At 47.3% G+C, this 20,615-nt stretch carries 17 protein-coding genes and 1 riboswitch; of the genes, 1 reads left to right on the top strand and 16 read right to left on the bottom strand.

Annotation, left to right across the window (positions count from 1 at the left end; all coding sequences use genetic code 11):
* Window positions 1-229 precede the first annotated feature (229 nt).
* From K5Q99_RS18030 to K5Q99_RS18085, 12 genes are all read right to left on the bottom strand, one after another.
* Window positions 230-625, bottom strand: a complete 396-nt coding sequence (locus K5Q99_RS18030) for a GNAT family N-acetyltransferase (protein ID WP_006085872.1) — start codon at window positions 623-625, stop codon at window positions 230-232.
* A gap of 84 nt (window positions 626-709) precedes the next feature.
* Window positions 710-1,228 (bottom strand): P-loop nucleotide/nucleoside kinase family protein, encoded by a 519-nt coding sequence (locus tag K5Q99_RS18035; RefSeq protein ID WP_106649644.1) that lies wholly within the window; start codon window positions 1,226-1,228, stop codon window positions 710-712.
* Window positions 1,229-1,412: 184 nt separating this feature from the next.
* The gene (locus K5Q99_RS18040; protein ID WP_106649643.1) at window positions 1,413-2,240 is read right to left on the bottom strand and encodes a cobalamin-binding protein; all 828 of its coding nucleotides are present in this window, start codon (window positions 2,238-2,240) and stop codon (window positions 1,413-1,415) included.
* A gap of 23 nt (window positions 2,241-2,263) precedes the next feature.
* Window positions 2,264-3,298, bottom strand: coding sequence for a T6SS phospholipase effector Tle1-like catalytic domain-containing protein (locus tag K5Q99_RS18045; RefSeq protein ID WP_220777657.1), 1,035 nt, complete (start codon window positions 3,296-3,298; stop codon window positions 2,264-2,266).
* Between the two features lie 124 nt (window positions 3,299-3,422).
* On the bottom strand, window positions 3,423-4,046 hold the full coding sequence (gene cobO, locus K5Q99_RS18050; RefSeq protein WP_220777658.1) for a cob(I)yrinic acid a,c-diamide adenosyltransferase: 624 nt from the start codon (window positions 4,044-4,046) through the stop codon (window positions 3,423-3,425).
* A gap of 92 nt (window positions 4,047-4,138) precedes the next feature.
* Complete coding sequence (locus K5Q99_RS18055) at window positions 4,139-5,821, bottom strand: cobyric acid synthase (RefSeq protein ID WP_220777659.1); 1,683 nt, start codon at window positions 5,819-5,821, stop codon at window positions 4,139-4,141.
* A gap of 74 nt (window positions 5,822-5,895) precedes the next feature.
* Entirely contained in the window at window positions 5,896-6,516 is a 621-nt protein-coding gene (gene cobU / locus K5Q99_RS18060; RefSeq protein ID WP_220777660.1) for a bifunctional adenosylcobinamide kinase/adenosylcobinamide-phosphate guanylyltransferase, read from the bottom strand.
* The gene (locus K5Q99_RS18065) at window positions 6,513-7,301 is read right to left on the bottom strand and encodes an adenosylcobinamide-GDP ribazoletransferase (protein WP_012088426.1); all 789 of its coding nucleotides are present in this window, start codon (window positions 7,299-7,301) and stop codon (window positions 6,513-6,515) included. Before K5Q99_RS18065 ends, cobU begins: the two co-directional genes overlap by 4 nt.
* A gap of 106 nt (window positions 7,302-7,407) precedes the next feature.
* Window positions 7,408-8,490, bottom strand: coding sequence for a nicotinate-nucleotide--dimethylbenzimidazole phosphoribosyltransferase (gene cobT / locus K5Q99_RS18070; protein WP_220777661.1), 1,083 nt, complete (start codon window positions 8,488-8,490; stop codon window positions 7,408-7,410).
* A gap of 146 nt (window positions 8,491-8,636) precedes the next feature.
* Window positions 8,637-9,722 carry a FecCD family ABC transporter permease gene (locus tag K5Q99_RS18075; RefSeq protein WP_107946666.1) on the bottom strand — a complete coding sequence of 362 codons (1,086 nt, stop codon included), beginning with the start codon at window positions 9,720-9,722 and terminating at the stop codon, window positions 8,637-8,639.
* Between the two features lie 40 nt (window positions 9,723-9,762).
* Window positions 9,763-10,638: an ABC transporter ATP-binding protein gene (locus tag K5Q99_RS18080; RefSeq protein WP_220777662.1), complete on the bottom strand. Its 876-nt coding sequence runs from the start codon at window positions 10,636-10,638 to the stop codon at window positions 9,763-9,765.
* 100 nt (window positions 10,639-10,738) lie between these two features.
* Window positions 10,739-10,931, bottom strand: a riboswitch (cobalamin riboswitch).
* Between the two features lie 221 nt (window positions 10,932-11,152).
* Window positions 11,153-11,878 (bottom strand): histidine phosphatase family protein, encoded by a 726-nt coding sequence (locus K5Q99_RS18085; RefSeq protein ID WP_220777663.1) that lies wholly within the window; start codon window positions 11,876-11,878, stop codon window positions 11,153-11,155.
* A 272-nt stretch (window positions 11,879-12,150) separates the two neighbouring features.
* Between K5Q99_RS18085 and metH the strand changes: the two genes are divergently transcribed.
* Window positions 12,151-15,885: a methionine synthase gene (gene metH / locus K5Q99_RS18090; RefSeq protein WP_220777664.1), complete on the top strand. Its 3,735-nt coding sequence runs from the start codon at window positions 12,151-12,153 to the stop codon at window positions 15,883-15,885.
* Window positions 15,886-16,398: 513 nt separating this feature from the next.
* Here the strand turns inward: metH and K5Q99_RS18095 are convergent.
* From K5Q99_RS18095 to K5Q99_RS18110, 4 genes are all read right to left on the bottom strand, one after another.
* Window positions 16,399-16,950: a hypothetical protein gene (locus K5Q99_RS18095; RefSeq protein WP_220777665.1), complete on the bottom strand. Its 552-nt coding sequence runs from the start codon at window positions 16,948-16,950 to the stop codon at window positions 16,399-16,401.
* Window positions 16,892-17,518: an SIR2 family protein gene (locus tag K5Q99_RS18100; protein ID WP_220777666.1), complete on the bottom strand. Its 627-nt coding sequence runs from the start codon at window positions 17,516-17,518 to the stop codon at window positions 16,892-16,894. Before K5Q99_RS18100 ends, K5Q99_RS18095 begins: the two co-directional genes overlap by 59 nt.
* Before the next feature lie 588 nt (window positions 17,519-18,106).
* Complete coding sequence (locus K5Q99_RS22750; protein ID WP_281422448.1) at window positions 18,107-18,241, bottom strand: hypothetical protein; 135 nt, start codon at window positions 18,239-18,241, stop codon at window positions 18,107-18,109.
* Between the two features lie 241 nt (window positions 18,242-18,482).
* A partial coding sequence (locus tag K5Q99_RS18110; protein ID WP_220777667.1) for a thrombospondin type 3 repeat-containing protein occupies window positions 18,483-20,615 on the bottom strand: 2,133 nt, incomplete at its 5' end.

Here is a 20,615-nt window from a genome sequence, read left to right on the forward strand (position 1 = left end):
TTGGAGGTACTCAGGCGGCCTGATTATCAAATCACGGAGAAAGAATTGCTGGCGGCCTGGGTATTATTCGCCAATCAGTTGCTCAAATATGGCTATGCTATGGCTGATTTATGAGGGGATCCTTCAGGGTTAAGCTTCCTTAGATTGTTGTTCGAGTTCTGCTGTTTAAGTTCGACTGTTGCGAGTGCTGCTACGTGAACTCTAGTTAAAAGTGTATGGGTTAACAGCGTTATTTCACTATATACATGCCTTCACTTGCGGGGCGACTGAATTTAAAACCAAACTTTTCATAGAGTTCAGGCACATCGGCCATCAAGGTAATATACGCGCCTTCAAAAGCCTCACGGTCAAGATAGGCCATAATATGCTGCATAATCAGCCGTCCTAAGCCTTTGCCTTGGTGCTCGGGATCGACCGCAATATCGACAATTTCAAAGTTCAGTGCGCCGTCGCCAACCACACGTCCCATACCTACAGTTTGATCGGCAAGCTTTATCTGCACGCCATATAAACTCCTAGGTAAGGCCTTAATAGCGCCCGCCAATGGCCGAGGACTTAACCCCGAGATTTGCCGTAAACGGATAAAATCATTAGCTGAGGCAACGTCTTCAAGCACTTGATACATGATATTCCCTATTATTTTTATTCTGTCACTTGCTTAAGTAACTTGCTTCTGTAACTAAGCTTCAGTCACTTGGCTTTCAATCACTTAGCGCTCAATCATCTCAAGATTAAAGCCTTCATCCAGAGTCGGCGGCTGAAAATAACCGCTCACATGCCAGAACATCGCCTCGGTATCGAACATAGCCCGCTCAGGGTGGCTTTGTCTGCGTTTATCGAGTTGGCTCAAACAAAGCGCATCGCTGTGGTTAAGGTAAATAAGTTTATGGGCGGCGCCGCAATCGGTAAAAATGCTTCGAAACCACAGGCGTTGATTAACCGTATTCGCAGGAAAGTCCATCACCACAGACACTCCCGAACAGAGCAGTGCCTGCACATGCTTTTTAAGCAAGGGCTTAAGACGAGCGGAATACTTCAGGTAAGTATCAAAATCGTTAATCTCATCGGGATATAGCGCAGCAAGCCATTCATCTTCTGAGATTAAAATACAGTTTTCGGCCTCGGCAAGTTGCCGCGATAGCGTTGATTTACCTGCACCCATTTTGCCACAGAGGAATATCAACGTGCCTTTACCGGCTTCTTGCCCTAACGCATTCTGCTTTATCATTTTCACTCCTTGATTACACATCTTTTATCTCAACTAACGATTTCATCTGGCGAGGATACAAACTAACGACAGTACAGAGCATCACATAAAGCATGAAAAACCAACAAGGCTTAGGGCGGATTTGAAGTAATAAATTCCCATTCAATTAATGACTATGCTGTGTTTCCACAGCAGGCGTTTTTATTTAACGCGCTTTGTCCAAGGCATCACATAGGGCTTGAACGCCGAGTAAGGCTCTGGGGGTTGCGCGGTGTAATAAATCGGCATTGAGTTGATAAATATGCTGATTTTTAACGGCGGGAATTTCGGGCCATTGATTCCAATCGACACCTTTAACATTGCCTTCCTCTTGGCTTTGCAAAATCACCTCGGGCAAGGTCAGCAACACATTTTCTAAACTCACCTGCGGGTAATCACTGGCGGCATCGTAAAACACATTTTGTCCATGGCACACACTGATGATCTGTTGGATCCAACTGTTTTTAGAGACTGTCATCAGGGGCGTCGACCAGAGTTGATAAAATACCTTAGGCTCTGATTTTTTAGCATTTTCAACCCGCAATCGGATAAGCTCAGCGCGATACGCTGCGGCGGCCTTGCTTGCTTCTTCAACATGCCCCGTAAGTTGGCCTAACTCTTCCAGTTCCTTGGCGACGCCTTCTAAGGTTTTGGGATCGCTACCATAAAGGTTAAAGCCTAACGTCCTAAGCTGGTTGATGTCTTCGGCTTTATTGCCCGAATCCCACACCACAATTAGATCGGGATTAAGCTCCATCACCCGTTCCATTTGAATGCCGTAGTAACCCCCAATACGCGGGATTTTTTTTGCAGCCTCGGGATAATCCGCGTAATCGGTAGTCGCGACTATCTTGTCACCTGCACCAATGGCGTAGAGCATTTCTACCGCGTGGGGCGAGAGCGCAATAATGCGTTTAGCGGGATTGGCCAACACGCTGTGGGGAACTAACAAGCAGAGCCCAAAAAAGAGTCCAGCTAAGTGTCGCTTAATCATGATATGCCTTAATTTTTAAAGAATTAAACTAGCTGCTCTGGCCAGCCATAGTGTTCGATATAGGTTTGTAGATTCTTGGGGCGATAGCTAGGATCTTGATCCCAGCGGGCCTTGACCGAATGATGCAAAAGCACTGGGACTTGCTCAGGGTCGAGTGGCCGCAAGTATTCCTGCTTTATCCGATAAAAGCTGCGCCTCGAATCATGCAAGGTGGCTAACGGACTCGGATGCGCACTCGCGGCTAAGTGTGGCTCTAGGCTTAAATCAAATTTCTGCGCCTCGGATATCATCCACAGCAACGCATTGTCCGACAGTAATGCACCGTCTTTATCGGGTTTATAACTGCCGCCAATATTGCTATGGGCACCGGCAAACCATACCTGTTGCATGTCCATATTGTCACGCAGTTGCCAAATGGTGGGCTCAAAGTCACTGCGGTGTTCGTCTATGGCTAAGGCATGGCGGGCAACGAGCACATTGCGGCCAATTTTAGTGTCGTAAAACTCATCTTTATCTTCGAACAAGCCTAAAAATGATATAGGAATACCCATAGCGCCAACGGTATCCCACACGCCAACAAACTTGATTTCCCGCGATTCATGGCTGTATTTAGCTCTAAATTCGAGGGATTTTTCACCATCAGGCGCAAAGGGCGCACTGCTTTTTTTATAATGGTCGAAGGCTTGCTGGATCAATGCCGCATCTGGGCGTTTGAGTATGCCGCAGTTATTAATCAAGCCACACAGGCAACGCACAGTGTAAGCACCGCGGCTAAAACCAAAGAGGTAAATCTCATCGCCGGGGGAATAGTTTTGCACTATATAGCGATACCCATCCATGATGTTTTTATGTAAACCGCGCCCGGTCGCGCCGCCCATGGCTTCATCGTAATAGGAACCCACACCCCAATCGTAAAACACCTGCTGGGGTTTGCCGTCACTGGCCAATGGGCTGATAGCCCGCGCGAGGCGCAGCACATTGGTTGGGAAATCGACCTTAAGATCTTTCTCGGGCCGATTCCAAGTCCCATCGGCACAAATCACAATACGCTTATTCATAGGATCATCCTTGAGAACACTTTGAACGTTGAACGGTTAGTGACTAATGGCTAGTAGTGGCTAAAGGCCTAGCTGCCAGCCAATAACAGATAGTCGCTTATACGCCGACTTTTACCAAGTTCGATTAGTAATCAAAACCTTGCTGTGCCTTGATACCCGCTTCAAAGGCATGTTTCAACGGTTGCACTTCGCTCACAGTATCAGCTAATTCGATAATCGCCCGATGACAAGCGCGGCCAGTGATAATCACATGCTGCATCGGTGGACGATTCTTAAGTGCATTGAGCACGCGTTCCACATCCAGATAGTGATAGCTCACCATGTAGGTCAGCTCATCCAGCATCAAGCAGTCAATCGACTCATCTTGCAGCAGCTTTTCGGCGGCTTCCCAAGCGAGTACTGCGGCGGCAGTATCCTTTTCTTTATCTTGGGTTTCCCAGGTAAAACCTGTGCACATCACATGAAACTCAACCCCTGCACCTTCGAGTAAGTTGCGCTCACCGCACTCCCAAGTGCCTTTGATAAATTGCACTACCGCGGCTTTTTTACCGTGACCGACGGCGCGGGCGACCGTGCCAAAACCTGAGGTCGACTTGCCTTTACCGTTACCAGTTAATACCAGCAAAATACCCTTTTCTTCTTGGGCGGCGGCAATTTTAGCATCTACACCGGCTTTCACTTTTTGTTGGCGAGCCTTGTGGCGTTCGGCCTTGATTTGCGCTTGTTCATTGTCGTTCTGTGCTGTCATGGTCTTCTCTTCACTCTGCTGCTAAAAATGTCTGCTTTTATAAATAGTTAGTTTTTAAATACCGCTCTCACAATATCCGTTCTTTCCCGAATTCAACGCCGAACTGCAGCATCCAAAATAGTCTGTAATTTTTGCATATCTAAATGCTCGGCTAACACATCGGCTAAACGCTCGAGTTGCAGCTCACGTATTTGATTGATATCTATCGCCTGAGCATCGTTTAATCCCGCCCAGCGCAAAATCAGCTGACAGGCATCAGGGCTATCAAATAGCCCATGTAAATAAGTACCTAAGATTTGCCCGTCATCGCTTTGCAGGCCATCGGCAAAACTCATCGCTGGCGCTGTTAAGGATGTCGATTCTGGGATTAACTGCAAGGGCGCATTCGTTTGTTCAAGCCTAGGGATAAGATAACTTGATTCGCCGCAGTGGATTTCATAACCCTGCACAGCAACTGTTTGCCCAAGTAACCTTAGCTCACCGCTCACCCGCCGTAACTGTTTATCGGCTTTCAGTTCTGTGCTCAGCGGCAGGTAGCCAAGTCCTGCGGTATCGCCCGCACTGTCTTCAATCCCTAAGGGATCGGCAATACTTTGGCCTAACATTTGGTAACCGCCGCAAATGCCGAGCACTTTGCCGCCGTAACGCAGGTGTGTATCGATATCCTTATCCCAACCTTGCTGGCGTAAAAAGGCCAAATCGGCGCGTACATTCTTACTGCCGGGTAAGATCAATACATCGGCGGCGGGCAAATGAGTGGCGTGACTCGCAGCTTGGGTTTGCAATGACACATAGTCAAAATCGATATCGGGATGCAACCGCAGCGGATCAAAATCCGTGTGATTACTGATCCTTGGGTACACTAATACCCGCACTTTTAAGCGGCTGTTAGCGCCTTTAGATGGCGAGCTTATCAGCGCATCTTCGGCATCGAGATGCAAATCATGCAGATAAGGCAACACGCCTAAAACAGGCTTGTTCGTATAGGCTTCAAGCCAATCGAGGCCTGATTGCAACAGGCTAATATCACCACGGAAACGATTGATCACAAAGCCCTTTACCCGCGCCTGTTCAGACTCAGATAATAGCGCCAGCGTCCCGACCAAATGGGCAAATACGCCACCTTTATCGATATCGGCAATGATAATCACAGGGCAATCCACAGCTTCGGCAAATCCCATGTTGGCAATATCACCTTCACGCAGATTGATCTCCGCTGGGCTGCCCGCGCCTTCCACCACTATGGTTTGATACTGGCCACTTAATCGCTCGAAGGATTCCAGCACAGCGCCGAGCGCCATTGCCTTGTAGTCCTTAGATTTAGGCCCAAAAAAGGCCGAGGCTTCCAGCGTCGTCAAGGCTTTGCCGTGAACGATAATTTGCGCGCCCGTGTCCGAGCTAGGTTTGAGCAGAATAGGATTAAAATCGGTATGGGGCTCAAGGTAACAGGCCACGGCTTGCAACGCCTGTGCGCGGCCAATCTCGCCGCCATCAATAGTTACTGCGCTATTGAGCGCCATGTTTTGCGGCTTAAAGGGCGCAACCTTTACGCCCTCTCGGGCGAGCAAACGACAAATCCCCGCCACTAAGGTGCTTTTACCCGCATCCGATGTTGTGCCCTGCACCATCAAGACTTTTGCGCGACGAAGCGAATTAACCGCAGGTCTATTCACTGCGGGATTCACCGCAAGATTAGCAGCAGAATGAATAGCTAAAGCGTCAGCGGTATCGAGTGCATTGGCACAGCCTGTGTTGTCTGTGTTTAAAGAAGGCATAAGGTTAAAAACTTATTTTAGTTTGCAGGAACAAAGATAAAAACTCAGCCTGAATATCACTTAACTTAGTTAGATTACAGTGGTTTGAGTGCTAAGGGTAAACCCGCAACCACTAAGGTCACATTGTCAGCCAAGGCGGCTACAGCTTGGTTTAACCAGCCCGCTTCATCAACAAATTGTCGGCTCAACTCACCTAAGGGCACGATACCAGAGCCGACTTCATTACTGATCAACACCACCACACCTTCAAGCTCGGCAAGGGAATCCACAAACGCGGTTTTCTCTGCCTGCCAATTCGCCAGAGCTTCATCGTTAGAGGCTTGGCTGGTAGAGGTGATAAGGTCTGCCCCACTCCACTCGGTCGGCGCGGGTTCATCATCAACCTTGGCGTTGGATGCGAGTAATTGATTGGTTAACCAAAGGGTTAAACAGTCCACTAAAATCACTCGCCCAGGTTTTGCTAAGCGTTTTAACAGTGCCGTAAGGGCGAGCGACTCTTCAAACAATTGCCATTCGATACCATCGTCCGTTCGTCCCGCTTGATGCTTGGCGATACGGGTCGCCATTTCATCATCCAGCGCCTGCGCCGTGGCCACATAGCAGGCATCGAAGCCGAGCGCAGTGTACTGGCGCACTAAGGCTTCGCCGTAGCGACTCTTACCGCTACGGGCGCCGCCTAGGACGAGGTGGATCACAGTATGTTACCCACAACGAGCAATACAAAATAACACACGATTTCAGCTATTTGCTGCGCCGCGCCTAAGGTATCACCCGTGTAACCGCCAATCTGGCGTCTAAAGATCACTATGATCAAACGGCGCAGTCCTATCATCACCAATAGCAATGACAATGCCGCTAACCCCTTGAGGAATAACAGTACTAATACGCCGCTGGCGATCAGGATAAGCAGCTCATTAATGCCTTGATGTTGCGATAGCGGCTTAGACTTACTGGTCTCGTCATCACGGACATATTTTTCACTAAAGATGATACTGGCTGATACCACGCGGCTGACTGTGTGGGCGACGATAAGTGCCGAGCCCGCCACCACAGGATCGTACAGCGCTAACTCAACTAGCAACTGCCATTTCAGCAGCAGGGCCAAGATCAACGCCAGTGCGCCATAACTGCCAAGGCGCGAGTCTTTCATGATCCGTAGCTTGTCTTCCGCCGTCCAACCACCGCCAAAACCGTCGAAGGTATCGGCTAGGCCATCCTCGTGAAATCCGCCCGTGAGCAAGACGCCGACCAACATAGCTAACAGCACAGAGACACCGGCGGGGAGCCAGTTCTGCGTCAGCCAAAACACTATGGCACTTAACAGGCCGACCAAAAGACCGACGAGACCGAAATAACGGCTGGCCTTATTCAACTTATCGCTATCGACTTCGACCCACTTAGGCATAGGAATGCGGGTAAAATAGCCCATGGCAACTAAAAACAAATCTATCTCTTTGTGCCAGCTTTCGCGTTCTGACATAAAGTATCCTTAGTGAATTAACACTTGCTACAAGGTTTAAGATTAAAACGGTTGGCTAAAAAGTTATTATTTTAAATAAGTAAAATAAGCGACTTAGCAGCGCACATCATACAACAGCCTCAATCCCCGCATCACTAAAACTCGCCATTTGATTGTAAAAATTTACTGAGGCTTGAATAAGCGGCAACGCCAAAGCTGCGCCCGTGCCTTCGCCTAATCTTAGCCCGAGGGATAATAAAGGTTTCGCCTGCAAAAACTCTAACATCCGCTGATGGCCTTGCTCGTCTGACTGGTGGGCAAAAATCAAATAATCACGCACATTAGGGGCGATTTGCACCGCAACTAATGCCGCAGCTGTCGCGATAAAACCGTCCACAACCACCAGCATTTTGCGCTCGGCAGCCGCTAACATAGCCCCCGTCATCTGCACAATTTCAAAGCCACCTAGGCAAGCTAACACTGATTTTGGCCCATTTAAGGCACTTTGATGCAGCAATAACGCCAGTTCAATCAGCATCAGTTTACGTTCTAAGGTTTCGCTATTAATGCCCGTGCCACGGCCGACACAATCAATCACGTCGAGTTGCATGATAGCCGCCATAATAGCCGCAGCAGACGAGGTATTAGCAATCCCCATTTCGCCAAAGGCGACTAAGTTACAACCGGCTTGATGGTGACGCTCAATCAAATCGCGCGCCATCGCAAAGCCTTTATCGACGGTTTCCAGTGCCATTGCGGGCTCTAAATGAATCGCCCCTGTGCCCGCGCCAAGACGTTGATCGATAATGCCTTCAACCCCTTCGACTGGCGTTAAAATGCCGCAATCGATCACTTCGAGCTTAAAGCCCACCTGCCGACAAAAAACGTTAATCGCCGCGCCGCCATGGGCAAAGTTTTGCACCATTTGGCGCGTTACTTCGCTAGGGGCAATCGACACGCCTTCAGCGGCAATACCATGGTCACCCGCAAACACTAACATGGTCGGCTGAACGATTTTCAGCACAGTATTTTGTGGCTGATCCGTTTGTTGCAAATCAGTCGCTTGCACGCGGGCAATCTGTAAGGCTAAGGATTCGAGCTGACCTAAGGCGCCGGGCGGCTTAGTCTTAAGATCTATTTTCTGCTGGATCAATGGATCCTGCGCTTTGCTCACTGGGCTGATTTGAAAAGACACGGCTGACTGAGACATCCACACTCCACTTATAATCTTAAATAACCACAACGCATCCTGCGTCTATGACTAACATGTCCAATTTTGCATTTCCAATCGCGGGGCAGATATCAACAGAAATGCTGATTATCTCGCCAGTTTGCGCTTGCTAGATGACTCTAGGATTACGCCATGACTCTGCGTTTACGTAAAATCAGCAAAAAGAACATGCTACCTATGGCCGCCGTGATAATGCCCACAGGCAACTCTTGATTGCCAAGTAAACAGCGCGCCAGCACATCAATCCACACCATAAATAATCCGCCCACCAGCGCCGTTAAAATAATCGGCTGACGACCGGGAAACAGCATGCGCACTGTGTGGGGGATCATCAAACCGACAAAGCCAATCCCGCCGCAGGTGGCAACCAAAATCGCGGTAATCAAGGAGCAGAGCAACAGCATATTGAGTCGTAACTTAGGCACATTCACCCCTAAGGTATGCGCCGTTTCATCCCCCGCTTGCAACGCCATAATCTGCCGTTTCATGCCTAAAATAATGAACAAACTCGCGCCAATCACCAATGTCGGCAGCACTAATAAGGACCAACTGGCCTTAGCAAAACTGCCTAAACTCCAAAACAACACAGAAGCCGTCGCCTGCGGACTGGCGAAATACAACAACAAACTTGTTAACGCGCCAAACATAAAGGAGGTCGCCACGCCTGAGAGCAACATGCGCTCCACTTGGCTATTGAGCCCAAGGCCAGATAAGGCCAGCACTATCAGTACCGACAAACTGGCGCCAATAAAAGCGCCGAAGGGCAAGCTAAACCAAAGCAAACCCGACAAAGCACCCGAGCCACTAAAAATCCCCGAGTTTGCCGCCATGCCCGCATTATCAAAAAATCCAGAGCCTGTGAATATCGTCAACATCACCACAGCGCCAAAGGACGCGCCGGAACTAATACCAAACAGATAAGGGTCGGCCAGCGGATTGCGGGTCACGGTTTGCAGCACACTGCCCGCCAAGGACAAGCCCGCACCCGCCACAAAGGCGAGCAAAATACGCGGCAGCCTGAGCTCCATCACGATGCGCTCTGTCATGCCATTGGCTTGAGTGAGGTTGGCAATTTTATTGATAAACACTTGGATAACATCGATAAAACTGATGTTCGCCGCGCCAAAACTTGTGGCGGCAATGGGGGTTATCAAAGTGATTATGCCTAATGCGACCAGCATCAGTTGTTGTCTCGTCAAAGGTGTCACCATACGCCCCAAATGTGAGATGAAATGCTATTTACTCCCTGAATCATCCGCCCTCGCCTCGCTCAGCCATGTGGTGCGTTAAATCATGGTAACCATAAAAGTAGCTGATCAAGGGCTTTTTATGTTGTGGATGGGGCGATACCTTAGCGCACACGCCAAACACATCGCCAATTCGCGCCTCGGTTAATACTTCAGTTGGCGTACCCATAGCGCTGACTTCACCGTTATGGATCAACAACAAACTGTCGCACAGGGCGCTGGCTAAATTGAGATCGTGAATAGAGGCAATCACGCTGATGCCAAGGCTACGCACCAATTCGAGGATTTGGATTTGATAACGCACATCGAGGTGGTTGGTTGGCTCATCAAGGATTAATAGCTGCGGCTGCTGCACTATGGCACGGGCGATTAAGGCACGCTGCTTTTCACCGCCAGATAAGTGCTCGTACTGTTGATGCATCTTATGGCTCAGGCCGACTTTCTCTAGAGCCTTGGCGATGCGCTCGCCGTCACAGCTCGAATTGGTATCGAACATGCCCTTATGCGGTGTTAAGCCCATGCTGACCAATTGCTCTGTGGTGAGGTCAAAATAGTGCGGCGTATCTTGCTGCACTACGGCAACTCGGCAGGCAAACGCCTTGGGTGATAAACGCTCAATATCTTGATCAAACAAGGTAATTTTGCCCTGAGTCGGGCGAACAAAGCGATACAAACAGCGCAGCAAGCTAGACTTACCCGCACCGTTAGGGCCAATCAGCCCCAGCATCTGCCCCGTTGGCAGCGTAAAGTTAATATTGGAAAGTATGGTTTTGCCATCGATACACCAGCTCAACTGGCTCACATTAAGCGCGATTGACGGGCTCAATGATGGGTTAGTGTCATTCACGGGGCTGTTAGTTTGGATTGCAGAAAGTTTCACCTAAGCGGCGCTCCTATCGAGTCCAAACCTGTATAAAAAAAGGTTGTGCATATTGTCATCTGCTCCCTCGAGTCACCCGCTCGAGAACTAAGGCTGCACGCAGCGATAACAGAAATAGGCAGGTCTCCTGACTTGTAGAAAAGAAGGAGCTAGAATCTAGAATCTAGGCGCTTCTTTAAACTACTCACAGTTGCGGGCACAGTTCGGGCTGACTGACGAGCAGCTCCCCGATTCCCTATTATGTTTGGGTTGATATGCTCTTTGTTAACAACGCCACTATTAATTAAAACAACGGAGCGATTCGAACAAAGAGAGTCTATTCCCAACACCTATTTCTGCGACGTTATCACTCATTGCGCATGTAATACGCTATCTCGTTCAAACGTCAGGGAAAAGCATTATCCTACATCTATCCCATTAGGCAATGCTGTTTAAATCAGAATATTTTCATGTCAGCTTATTCTCGCCAAACGATCACGCCTACATCATAACTCCTAGGTCGTGAAATAAGGCCTCAACACCTGCGCCCACTCGGCCAATCTAAACGCCAATAGCAGGCACCCTGTTCATCTTGCAGCACATTAATGCTCACCACGGCCGCCACGGTTAAATCGAGTTGACTATAAAACCCCACCGCCCGTTCAACCCCTAAGGCACGCGCCATTAAGTGACGGATTACCCCGCCGTGGGTCACTACCCACACTTGAGTGGTTGGCATATTGTCAGCGGTTTCATTAATTGCATTGTTTTCATTACCCATTTTATGTGAGTCAAGGGTCAATCGTTCAAACTCGGCGGCGAGTATCTGGTCAATCGTCCCATTCACCCGCGACTCAAAACTTGCCATAGTTTCACCATTAGGCGGCGGAGTTTGCCAAAGGTTTTGCCAATACGCCGCTAAATGTTCGCCCGCTTGTTGATACAGTTCATCGAGCCGACGACCGTCCCAATCGCCAAAATCAATTTCCTGTAAACCCGATAAAAGCTGCGCCTGCAATGGCCTTGACTCAGATACCAGCGCCGCCGTCGAATGCAGCTCGGCGGCAAAGGCTTGGGCAAATTCGGCGCAGCGGCGTGAGGTCGAGCTATAAATCGCGCTACACACGCTGGCCTGTGACTCAACTGCTGCCGACATTTGTTGCCAACCCTTTTTGCTTAAAGGCACATCCACACGACCCCGCAAAATAGCGCCGCCTTCACACTCACCGTGGCGCAACAATAACAATCGAACTTGTTTCATATATGCCTTTTTAGTTAGGGACTAGATGCTAGGAACTCAAGCCAAGGGCCTAAATTCTTGATTCTCGATTCTCGCTCCTAATGCCTTTGACTTTCATCTTGCCCTGACAATCATAAGTCGCTTATTATGGACGTCTATACGTTTAAATGTCCAAAAACATTTTATAAAAACAAGTATCCAAAAACAAATGTCGATAGACCAGAATAAAATGCTCTTTGCATAACAAGGGTCGATGCGTGGACTTAACTTAGCTGTATTTAAGGTAATTATTTATGACGATACCCTCAACCAAAGCCGGCCAGATATTAGCAGACATTCGCAAACAGCTTGCAGAGCGCATTCTGATCTTAGACGGTGCCATGGGCACTATGATCCAAGGCTACAAACTGGAAGAAGAGGACTATCGCGGCGAGCGCTTTAAAGATTGGCACACGGATGTCAAAGGTAACAACGATTTATTGGTGTTGTCGCAACCTCACATCATCAAACAAATTCACACCGACTACTTAAACGCCGGTGCCGACATCATTGAAACCAACACCTTTAACGCCACCACCATCGCCATGGCCGACTACGACATGCAGTCGCTGTCCGCCGAAATTAACTTAGTCGGCGCGCGCCTCGCACGTGAAGCCTGTGATGAAGCCTTTGCTGCCACAGGCATTCCACGCTACGTCGCCGGTGTGTTAGGCCCCACTAACCGTACGTGTTCGATTAGCCCTGATGTGAACGACCCAGGCTATCGCAACGTCAGCTTCGATGAGTTAGTGACTGCTTACAAAGAATCCACTAAGGCGCTGATTGAAGGCGGCGCGGATATCATTATGGTCGAGACCATATTCGATACCTTAAACGCCAAAGCCGCGCTGTTTGCGATTGAATCCGTATTCGATGACTTATTCGGTCAGCATTCTAAAGACAGATTGCCGATCATGATTTCGGGCACCATTACCGATGCCTCTGGCCGCACACTGACAGGCCAAACGACCGAAGCCTTTTACAATTCCCTTCGCCATATCAAGCCCTTATCTATCGGTCTTAACTGTGCACTTGGGCCAAAAGAATTGCGCCCGTACGTCGAAGAATTATCCCGTATAGCCGAATGTTATGTGTCGGCGCATCCGAATGCTGGCCTGCCGAACGAGTTTGGCGGTTACGATGAAACCCCAGAAGACATGGCAAACGTGATTGAAGATTGGGCGCGCGAAGGCATGCTCAATATTATCGGCGGTTGTTGTGGTAGTACGCCTGAACATATCCGCGTGATCCGCGAAGCAGTGAGCCGTCACGATCCGCGTATTTTGCCAGACATTCCGGTAGCTTGCCGCTTGGCAGGTTTGGAACCACTGACTATCGATGCCAATACCCTGTTCGTTAACGTGGGCGAACGCACCAACGTCACTGGCTCGGCCAAGTTTTTAAAGCTGATCAAAGAAGGCAAGTTTGAGCAGGCGCTCGATGTCGCCCGCGAGCAGGTTGAAAGCGGCGCGCAGATCATCGACATCAACATGGACGAAGGCATGCTCGATGGCGCAGAGATCATGCACAAGTTTTTAAACTTGATTGCCTCCGAGCCCGACATCAGCCGCGTACCTATTATGATCGACTCCTCTAAGTGGGAAGTGATCGAAGCTGGCCTCAAATGTATTCAAGGCAAGGGCATAGTTAACTCTATTTCCCTCAAAGAAGGCGAAGCCAAGTTTATCGAGCAAGCCACCTTAGTGAAACGCTACGGCGCGGCGGCCATTATCATGGCGTTCGACGAGCAAGGTCAGGCCGACACTAAGGCGCGTAAAATCGAAATCTGTACCCGCGCCTACCGGGTGTTGGTCGATAAAGTCGGCTTTCCACCAGAAGACATCATCTTCGACCCGAACATTTTCGCCATCGCCACGGGTATTGATGAACACGACAACTATGCCGTCGATTTTATTGATGCCATTAAAGCGATTAAGGCCACCCTGCCCCATGCGATGATTTCCGGCGGCGTGTCGAACGTGTCGTTCTCGTTCCGCGGTAACAACCCAGTGCGTGAGGCGATTCACGCGGTGTTCCTGTACCACGCCATCAAAGTCGGCATGGACATGGGCATTGTTAACGCGGGCCAGTTAGCCATTTACGACGATATCGATCCTGAGCTTAAAGTGCGCGTCGAGAACGTGGTGCTTAACTTGCCCTGCCCAGTTGAAGGCTCAAGCAATACCGAGCAGTTACTTGAAATCGCGGAAAAATTCCGCGGTGATGGCGCGCAGGTCGGTAAAAAAGAAGATTTAGAATGGCGCAGCTGGCCAGTAAGCCAACGCTTATCCCATGCGCTCGTCAAAGGCATTACCGAATTTATTGATGAAGATACCGAAGCCGCTCGCCAAGAAGCGAAACGTCCGCTAGATGTGATTGAAGGCCCGCTGATGGATGGCATGAACGTGGTCGGCGACTTGTTCGGCTCGGGCAAGATGTTCCTACCACAGGTGGTGAAATCGGCGCGGGTGATGAAAAAAGCCGTGGCTTACTTAAACCCCTATATCGAGCTGGAAAAGGTCGCAGGCCAATCTAATGGCAAGATTTTGATGGTGACGGTAAAAGGTGACGTGCACGATATCGGCAAGAATATCGTCGGCGTGGTGCTCGCCTGTAACGGTTTTGAGGTATTCGATTTAGGCGTGATGGTGTCGGTGGAGCGAATTCTCGACGCCGTAAAAGAACACAATATCGATATCATCGGCATGTCGGGCCTCATCACGCCGAGTCTGGACGAGATGGTGCATAACGTGAAAACCTTCCACCGTGAAGGCTTAACCATTCCGGCGATTATCGGCGGCGCCACTTGCTCTAAAATCCACACAGCGGTGAAAATTGCGCCCCATTATCCCCATGGCGCTATCTATATCGCCGATGCGTCCCGCGCCGTGCCTATGGTGAGTAAGCTCATCAACAACGAGACCCGCCAAGCGACCATAGACGAAACCTATGCTGAATACGACGACATGCGCACTAAGCGTTTATCCCAAGCCAAGCGCAAAGAGATAGTGTCACTCGAAGCGGCCCGTGAAAACCGCTGCCAACACGATTGGGTCAACTATACCCCGTTCACGCCAAACGTGCTCGGTCGCCAAGTGTTTGATAATTATCCGTTAGAAGACCTAGTCGAGCGTATCGACTGGACACCGTTTTTCCGCTCGTGGGAACTGCATGGCCATTACCCTGAAATCCTCACCGATAAAGTGGTCGGCGTTGAGGCGCAAAAGCTGTTCGCCGATGGTCAGGCCATGCTGAAGCAAATTATCGAAGAAAAGTGGCTCACTGCGAAAGCGGTTATCGGCTTATTCCCTGCCAATACCGTGAATTACGACGACATTGAACTCTATACCGATGAGTCGCGCACCACAGTCGAAATGACCACGCATCACCTGCGGATGCAGCTTGAGCGTGTCGGTAACGACAACTTCTGCCTATCCGACTTTGTTGCACCAAAAGACTCAGGCGTCGCCGATTACATGGGCGGCTTTGCAGTGACCGCAGGCCATGGTATCGACGAACATGTGGCGCGTTTTGAGGCCAACCACGACGACTACAACGCCATCATGCTCAAATGCTTAGCCGACCGTTTGGCCGAAGCCTTTGCCGAGCGGATGCACGAACGGGTACGTAAAGAGTTTTGGGGTTATGCGGCCGACGAGCAGTTAAGTAACGAAGCCTTAATCCGTGAGAAATACAAAGGCATACGCCCCGCACCCGGTTACCCAGCTTGCCCAGACCACACAGAAAAAGGCTTGTTATGGGACTTGCTCAAGCCCGATGAAACCATTGGCCTCAACATCACCGAAAGCTACGCTATGTTCCCGACCGCGGCAGTATCGGGCTGGTATTTCGCCCACCCGAAATCCCGCTACTTTGGCGTGAGTAACATAGGCCGCGATCAAGTGGAAGATTATGCCAAGCGTAAAGGGATGACTGTAGCAGAGACGGAGAAGTGGCTGGCGCCAGTGTTGGATTATGATCCTGAGTAATCATGTTTACTCAGTAAGTTGCCCAAACTGAATTTAGGCAACTTTATAAATGGGCAAAGTTAAGGGGCGAGTTATCGCCCCTAATTTTTTACTTTAGAAAGTTAAAATCAAAGTCGTGGAATTCCATTCCACACCAGGGCAAGAAGGGGATCAACAGCAATCCCCCTCTTGCATCTCCCCTTGCCGAACAACGTCCTTGTCTAACTGCCAGTTCGCCATCCATGGCTCTCGTTCGTAACACTGCTACGCAGCACTCACCCTAGCGAAGTTACATGCATTAGTTACTGGCTTCGTGCTTATTCGAAAATCGCTAACGCTTCCGATGGGGCATCCCTTCCCCCCGAAAGCTACGCAGACGTCCTGTCTGCGTCACGCTATTTTCTTCAACGCTCTTCAGCAACTTCGCAGGGGATCGGTGAACTTCTCTGGCATTAGAGTTAACTTTTCGCATTGAAAGAGTTATGTATTTCCTATCTCTTCACCAATTAAATAATGGGTGTCTCATTAAACCTTTCAAACACCACGCCAAGCAGCTCTAACCTCGGCAAATTCATTTGGTCTCTCACTAATTTGACGCCACTCGTCAATAACTGACAAAGAGTTACTCTCAAGATTTGGCAAATGGACAGCAAACTCTGAAGCTAATGTCACAACCGCTTTCCTTAACTCTATTTTTTCATTGAAACTGAGGTTTAAACGCTCACTGTCATAAAAATTTTCATCCTTTAATCGTTCGATAAGTTTTAAGGCTGCAGATTGCAGTTTGAGTGGCAGCTTTTCTTTCATCTCGCGCACTAACCTGATAACAATCCACAAGCTTTGAATTAAAGTTTTACTGCGATCCCAAAGGAGAATTTGGCATAGTAGCAATACGGCTTCTGATTGAAGCCCTTTCAAATCTTTCTGGATAATCAGTAATATGGCCTTTAAAGCATCAACTACCTTCTGGTAGTCTGAACTCTGACTCGCATCGGTTATTCGCGCCAATAAAAAATAAGATTCAATATCAACAATATGACAGCAAGCCGCTTGAGCTTCCAACGTATTTAATTTTTGATCTCGCATTTCGATGACTTGGAAAACTGCCATGCAATTTGATAACTCGTGGTTTTTTTTGGTACGCCAAATCATCTTGGTGATAGACCGTAGAGTAACGACGGCTGGTTACCTTTCTTTGTGCTCGCTCGAGTAACGTATCGTAATTAGTGGTAAGGATGTCAGCCCAAGGTAATTCTAAGAGAGTTTCATGCAGTGCTGATGGGTCTACTGTGTTATCGGGAATATGTTGCATTAAAACCGCATCGAGCGCTGGTCGCTTTATTACGGCTTCTGCATCTTCAGCCACTTTTAATAAGCTTAAATAAGATTTTTCGTCCGCATCAGGCCTTCTGCCATGAGCTTTTTCAAAGAGAATGTCACCTAATTCAAACCAACTTGGATACGCGGTACTGGCGTTTTTGCTGAACCCAGCACCTACCATGACAACGGCTCTATCACTCCAAAGCCGTTCTGCGATCTGCACCAAATGGGCTCTAATAGTTTCAGGAAAGTTGTATTGCTTTTTTTTTTGCCATTTGCAAACACCATTTTTGATGATAATGGATGAGAAGTTAAAAAGATCTGACTGGCACATTTTTATGCCTTAACAATCGACCAATAACACCAAAGCCTAAGGAATACACCATCCCCTCGGAGTTGCCGCAGGGCGAATAGGCAAATTGCGTGAGTCTCGCCATGGATGGCGAGCTAGCTTTCGCAGGTGCAGGGACGCATCCTTCGGAAGCGATAGCAAATTTGCCAATGAGCACAAGGGGCTTTCAACTCCGTTGGGGGCGTCTTGGAGCATCCAAGGAGGATAGGACGAGCAGTCCTCCTTGGTCGGGTGTGGGGTGAAGCCCCACGACCTTGATTTATGGTAAAAATATCGACTATTTTATTTCGGAAGTACCAATTCCCCTGAATCGTACGCCCTATCAAATTCTGCTTTTGCATCGGCTTTGTGGTTGATGCAATTGACCATGTGTTCGTCGGAATTAAAGTTTTTACAGTCTTCGGGGACTAGATAATACTTGCGCCATGCTTCGGCTTTGCGTAATCGAGCGGCCTCGTTTTGTTTGGCTAGTCTGGATTTTTCTGCCGCGTTTTGTTGTAACTCTTGCTGAATTTGGTACTCAGCAAGCTGGCGATCTTTCGCAGCCTGCTGGCGAGCAAGTTCCGTTTGCTATTGTTGCATCGCAAACTCATTAAGCCCTTGTGTCAGGCGGTATTCGACATAACTCAAATAGCCAATTCGCACTAACAAAGTGACCAAACCCGCTAACAAGATACCCAACGTAATTTGTAAAACTGATTTCATCCCTAACTTCCAAAGTCCATTACTATTCTGAATTGCTGTTTTAATCAGAAAACATAAATGCTAAGGGCTGCACCCGAATTAGCATTGTTGCACCAGTGACGTTGTGAAAAATGGGAAGGTCATAGTAATACTGACCTCCCATTCCTGTTCTGTACATTCCAGCAGTCATTTCTGGCTATTTAGCAAGCTTGTATCTACTGTTAAGCAATTAGAGCTTTAACGATTAAAGAATGCAGCGTAATCAGTTTAATCTAAACTCTATTGCACCAATATCAATGACTTTTGTTCCATTGTTATCACCGTCAATTGGTCTTGCTACACCATATAGATCGACATCTACTTTCAAGGGCGCACCTGCATCGATTGCTGGTGAGTTACTAAAAGGATATCCATTACTATCAAGCAAAGGATCAGCAAAAAGAGTATTCACCTCAACTTGTTGATCCTGCATATCTATATACAAGCTATTAACTTCATTGACTAAATTGTTATTCAAGCTAATGCTAGATTCTGGAGTAAAACTATACAAAGTACTAGCATAAGAAGCATTATCAATTAACGATCTGGATTTTGAAACGATATTGTTATCGATTGATATTTTATAATATGGCTCATTAACCCCATGATAAATAAGCTTCACCACAGATTCTAAACCCAAAAATGTATTATTATAAACTTCTAACTCAGAGGACATACTTGCATTGATAAGCTGACATCCAAAATATAAATCAGGCGCATCAAAAAGATTACCAAAATATATATTATTGACTAGTCTAGTCTTAGTGTTTTGTGCAACAGCATAATTACCGCTTTCAATCCTAGGGCAATGGTAATCATCATCCAAATTACTAGATACGTAACCATTATCGAGAGCCTTACCTATCAATATATTTTGTTCAAAAAGCATTTCACCACTATTTAAAACGTATACTGAAATGAGGTTGCTTGGTGTACCATCGAATAAATTACGTGTAATAGCACCTCCACTACTCCCTACCTTTATATAGTGATTAGCCAAGGTGAAACCATTTACACTACTGTTTTTATCAATAATTAAACTTGGTTGCCAAAATGAAGTTTCACCGCTATAAAGCTTAGCACCTTTAGATTCAGCCTCTAATAGAGTTTGCTTTTTAGATAAATCTAAATCACCAATGTAAATTCCTGCCGAGACATTAACTTTTTCACCATCGGCCGTCATATCAATCTGTTTTTGTAATGCTTCTGTAGATTGACCAACCACTATTGGAAATGGTATTGAAGATAACACTTTATCACCAGTTATAGAACTGAGTGAATTGAATACTAACTTTCCTTCCCCTTGACTATCTCCCCTAATATCAAGTGTAAAACTATAAGCCTGTTGATAGTCTTTAAAAACAATTTCGTTTCCAACCAAACAATTATACTTTTCATGACTATTAACACATTCGGCACTTAATAATGTGATATGTTCAGGTATGTCTAGTCTAATTTTGTTGCCAGTTACAGTGTCAAAGCCACCAAATTTAGATTCTTGTTGATGAATTATAAATGCTAACTTTTGTGAAGTATCAACTAACTCCATCATGTACTCTTGACGGTTATCAATCCACAATCGATAAGATACATCAGCAGCATGTCTTGCTACATCAATCGTTGCTTGGTTATTCGACAAATCCTCATCATGTCCAAGATGCTGTATTTTTGCAGTGATAACACTCTTAATCTCTGATCCATTAGCTGAGTCAGCATTTAAATAGATCTCTTGAACAGCTTTATATCCTGGAGATATATTATCCCATTTACAGGTCAGTTCGAGTAGATTATCTGATAAAGTACAAAAATTTGAATGAGCATAACTATCGCTATCAAAATAAATCGGAAGAGATGTTGAGTAGGTCGTCAACACTGTTCCGCTGTCAGTTGATTTTACATCACTTTCGACTTCAGCTTTTACGATAATTTTTTTAGAATAGCCTTGGGTTTCATGGGATAAAGTAACTCCGAGATCAGCAATTTTAGGAAGTATTTTTTTATCGTTAGGATGACCAAAAGATAAGAACTCTTGCAAATTAGTAAAACCATCACCATCTAAATCTTGAGTTGCATCCAAAGCCGATGTTGGATTTAAACCAAAAGCTAACTCCCAACCATCAGTTATTCCATCGTTATCTGTATCCTCAAATGAGGTCATTATGGAGAGTTTATAGTATTCCTTTAAAAAAGCATATTCTTTATCTACCATGCCACTATGTAGCATGATTTTATAATAGGTATAGTTAGAGGTTACGTTTCCTCTCAACTCATTATAAAATTCAACTGAAAATGTAGCTTGACTACTGTTACTTCCTCTAACAACAAACTCACCACTTTCTTCATAGGCATGTACCAT

Origin of the sequence: Shewanella hafniensis, assembly GCF_019655335.1 — a bacterium.
Taxonomy (GTDB): Bacteria; Pseudomonadota; Gammaproteobacteria; order Enterobacterales; family Shewanellaceae; genus Shewanella; species Shewanella hafniensis.

Excerpts from the sequence above, each read along its gene's own strand:
- K5Q99_RS18030 (WP_006085872.1), bottom strand. The coding sequence starts at position 625 with ATGTATCAAGTGCTTGAAGACGTTGCCTCAGCTAATGATTTTATCCGT.
- K5Q99_RS18035 (WP_106649644.1), bottom strand. The coding sequence starts at position 1,228 with ATGATAAAGCAGAATGCGTTAGGGCAAGAAGCCGGTAAAGGCACGTTG.
- K5Q99_RS18040 (WP_106649643.1), bottom strand. The coding sequence starts at position 2,240 with ATGATTAAGCGACACTTAGCTGGACTCTTTTTTGGGCTCTGCTTGTTA.
- K5Q99_RS18045 (WP_220777657.1), bottom strand. The coding sequence starts at position 3,298 with ATGAATAAGCGTATTGTGATTTGTGCCGATGGGACTTGGAATCGGCCC.
- cobO (WP_220777658.1), bottom strand. The coding sequence starts at position 4,046 with ATGACAGCACAGAACGACAATGAACAAGCGCAAATCAAGGCCGAACGC.
- K5Q99_RS18055 (WP_220777659.1), bottom strand. The coding sequence starts at position 5,821 with ATGCCTTCTTTAAACACAGACAACACAGGCTGTGCCAATGCACTCGAT.
- K5Q99_RS18065 (WP_012088426.1), bottom strand. The coding sequence starts at position 7,301 with ATGTCAGAACGCGAAAGCTGGCACAAAGAGATAGATTTGTTTTTAGTT.
- cobT (WP_220777661.1), bottom strand. The coding sequence starts at position 8,490 with ATGTCTCAGTCAGCCGTGTCTTTTCAAATCAGCCCAGTGAGCAAAGCG.
- K5Q99_RS18075 (WP_107946666.1), bottom strand. The coding sequence starts at position 9,722 with ATGGTGACACCTTTGACGAGACAACAACTGATGCTGGTCGCATTAGGC.
- K5Q99_RS18085 (WP_220777663.1), bottom strand. The coding sequence starts at position 11,878 with ATGAAACAAGTTCGATTGTTATTGTTGCGCCACGGTGAGTGTGAAGGC.
- metH (WP_220777664.1), top strand. The coding sequence starts at position 12,151 with ATGACGATACCCTCAACCAAAGCCGGCCAGATATTAGCAGACATTCGC.
- K5Q99_RS18095 (WP_220777665.1), bottom strand. The coding sequence starts at position 16,950 with ATGCGAGATCAAAAATTAAATACGTTGGAAGCTCAAGCGGCTTGCTGT.
- K5Q99_RS18100 (WP_220777666.1), bottom strand. The coding sequence starts at position 17,518 with ATGTGCCAGTCAGATCTTTTTAACTTCTCATCCATTATCATCAAAAAT.
- K5Q99_RS22750 (WP_281422448.1), bottom strand. The coding sequence starts at position 18,241 with ATGAAATCAGTTTTACAAATTACGTTGGGTATCTTGTTAGCGGGTTTG.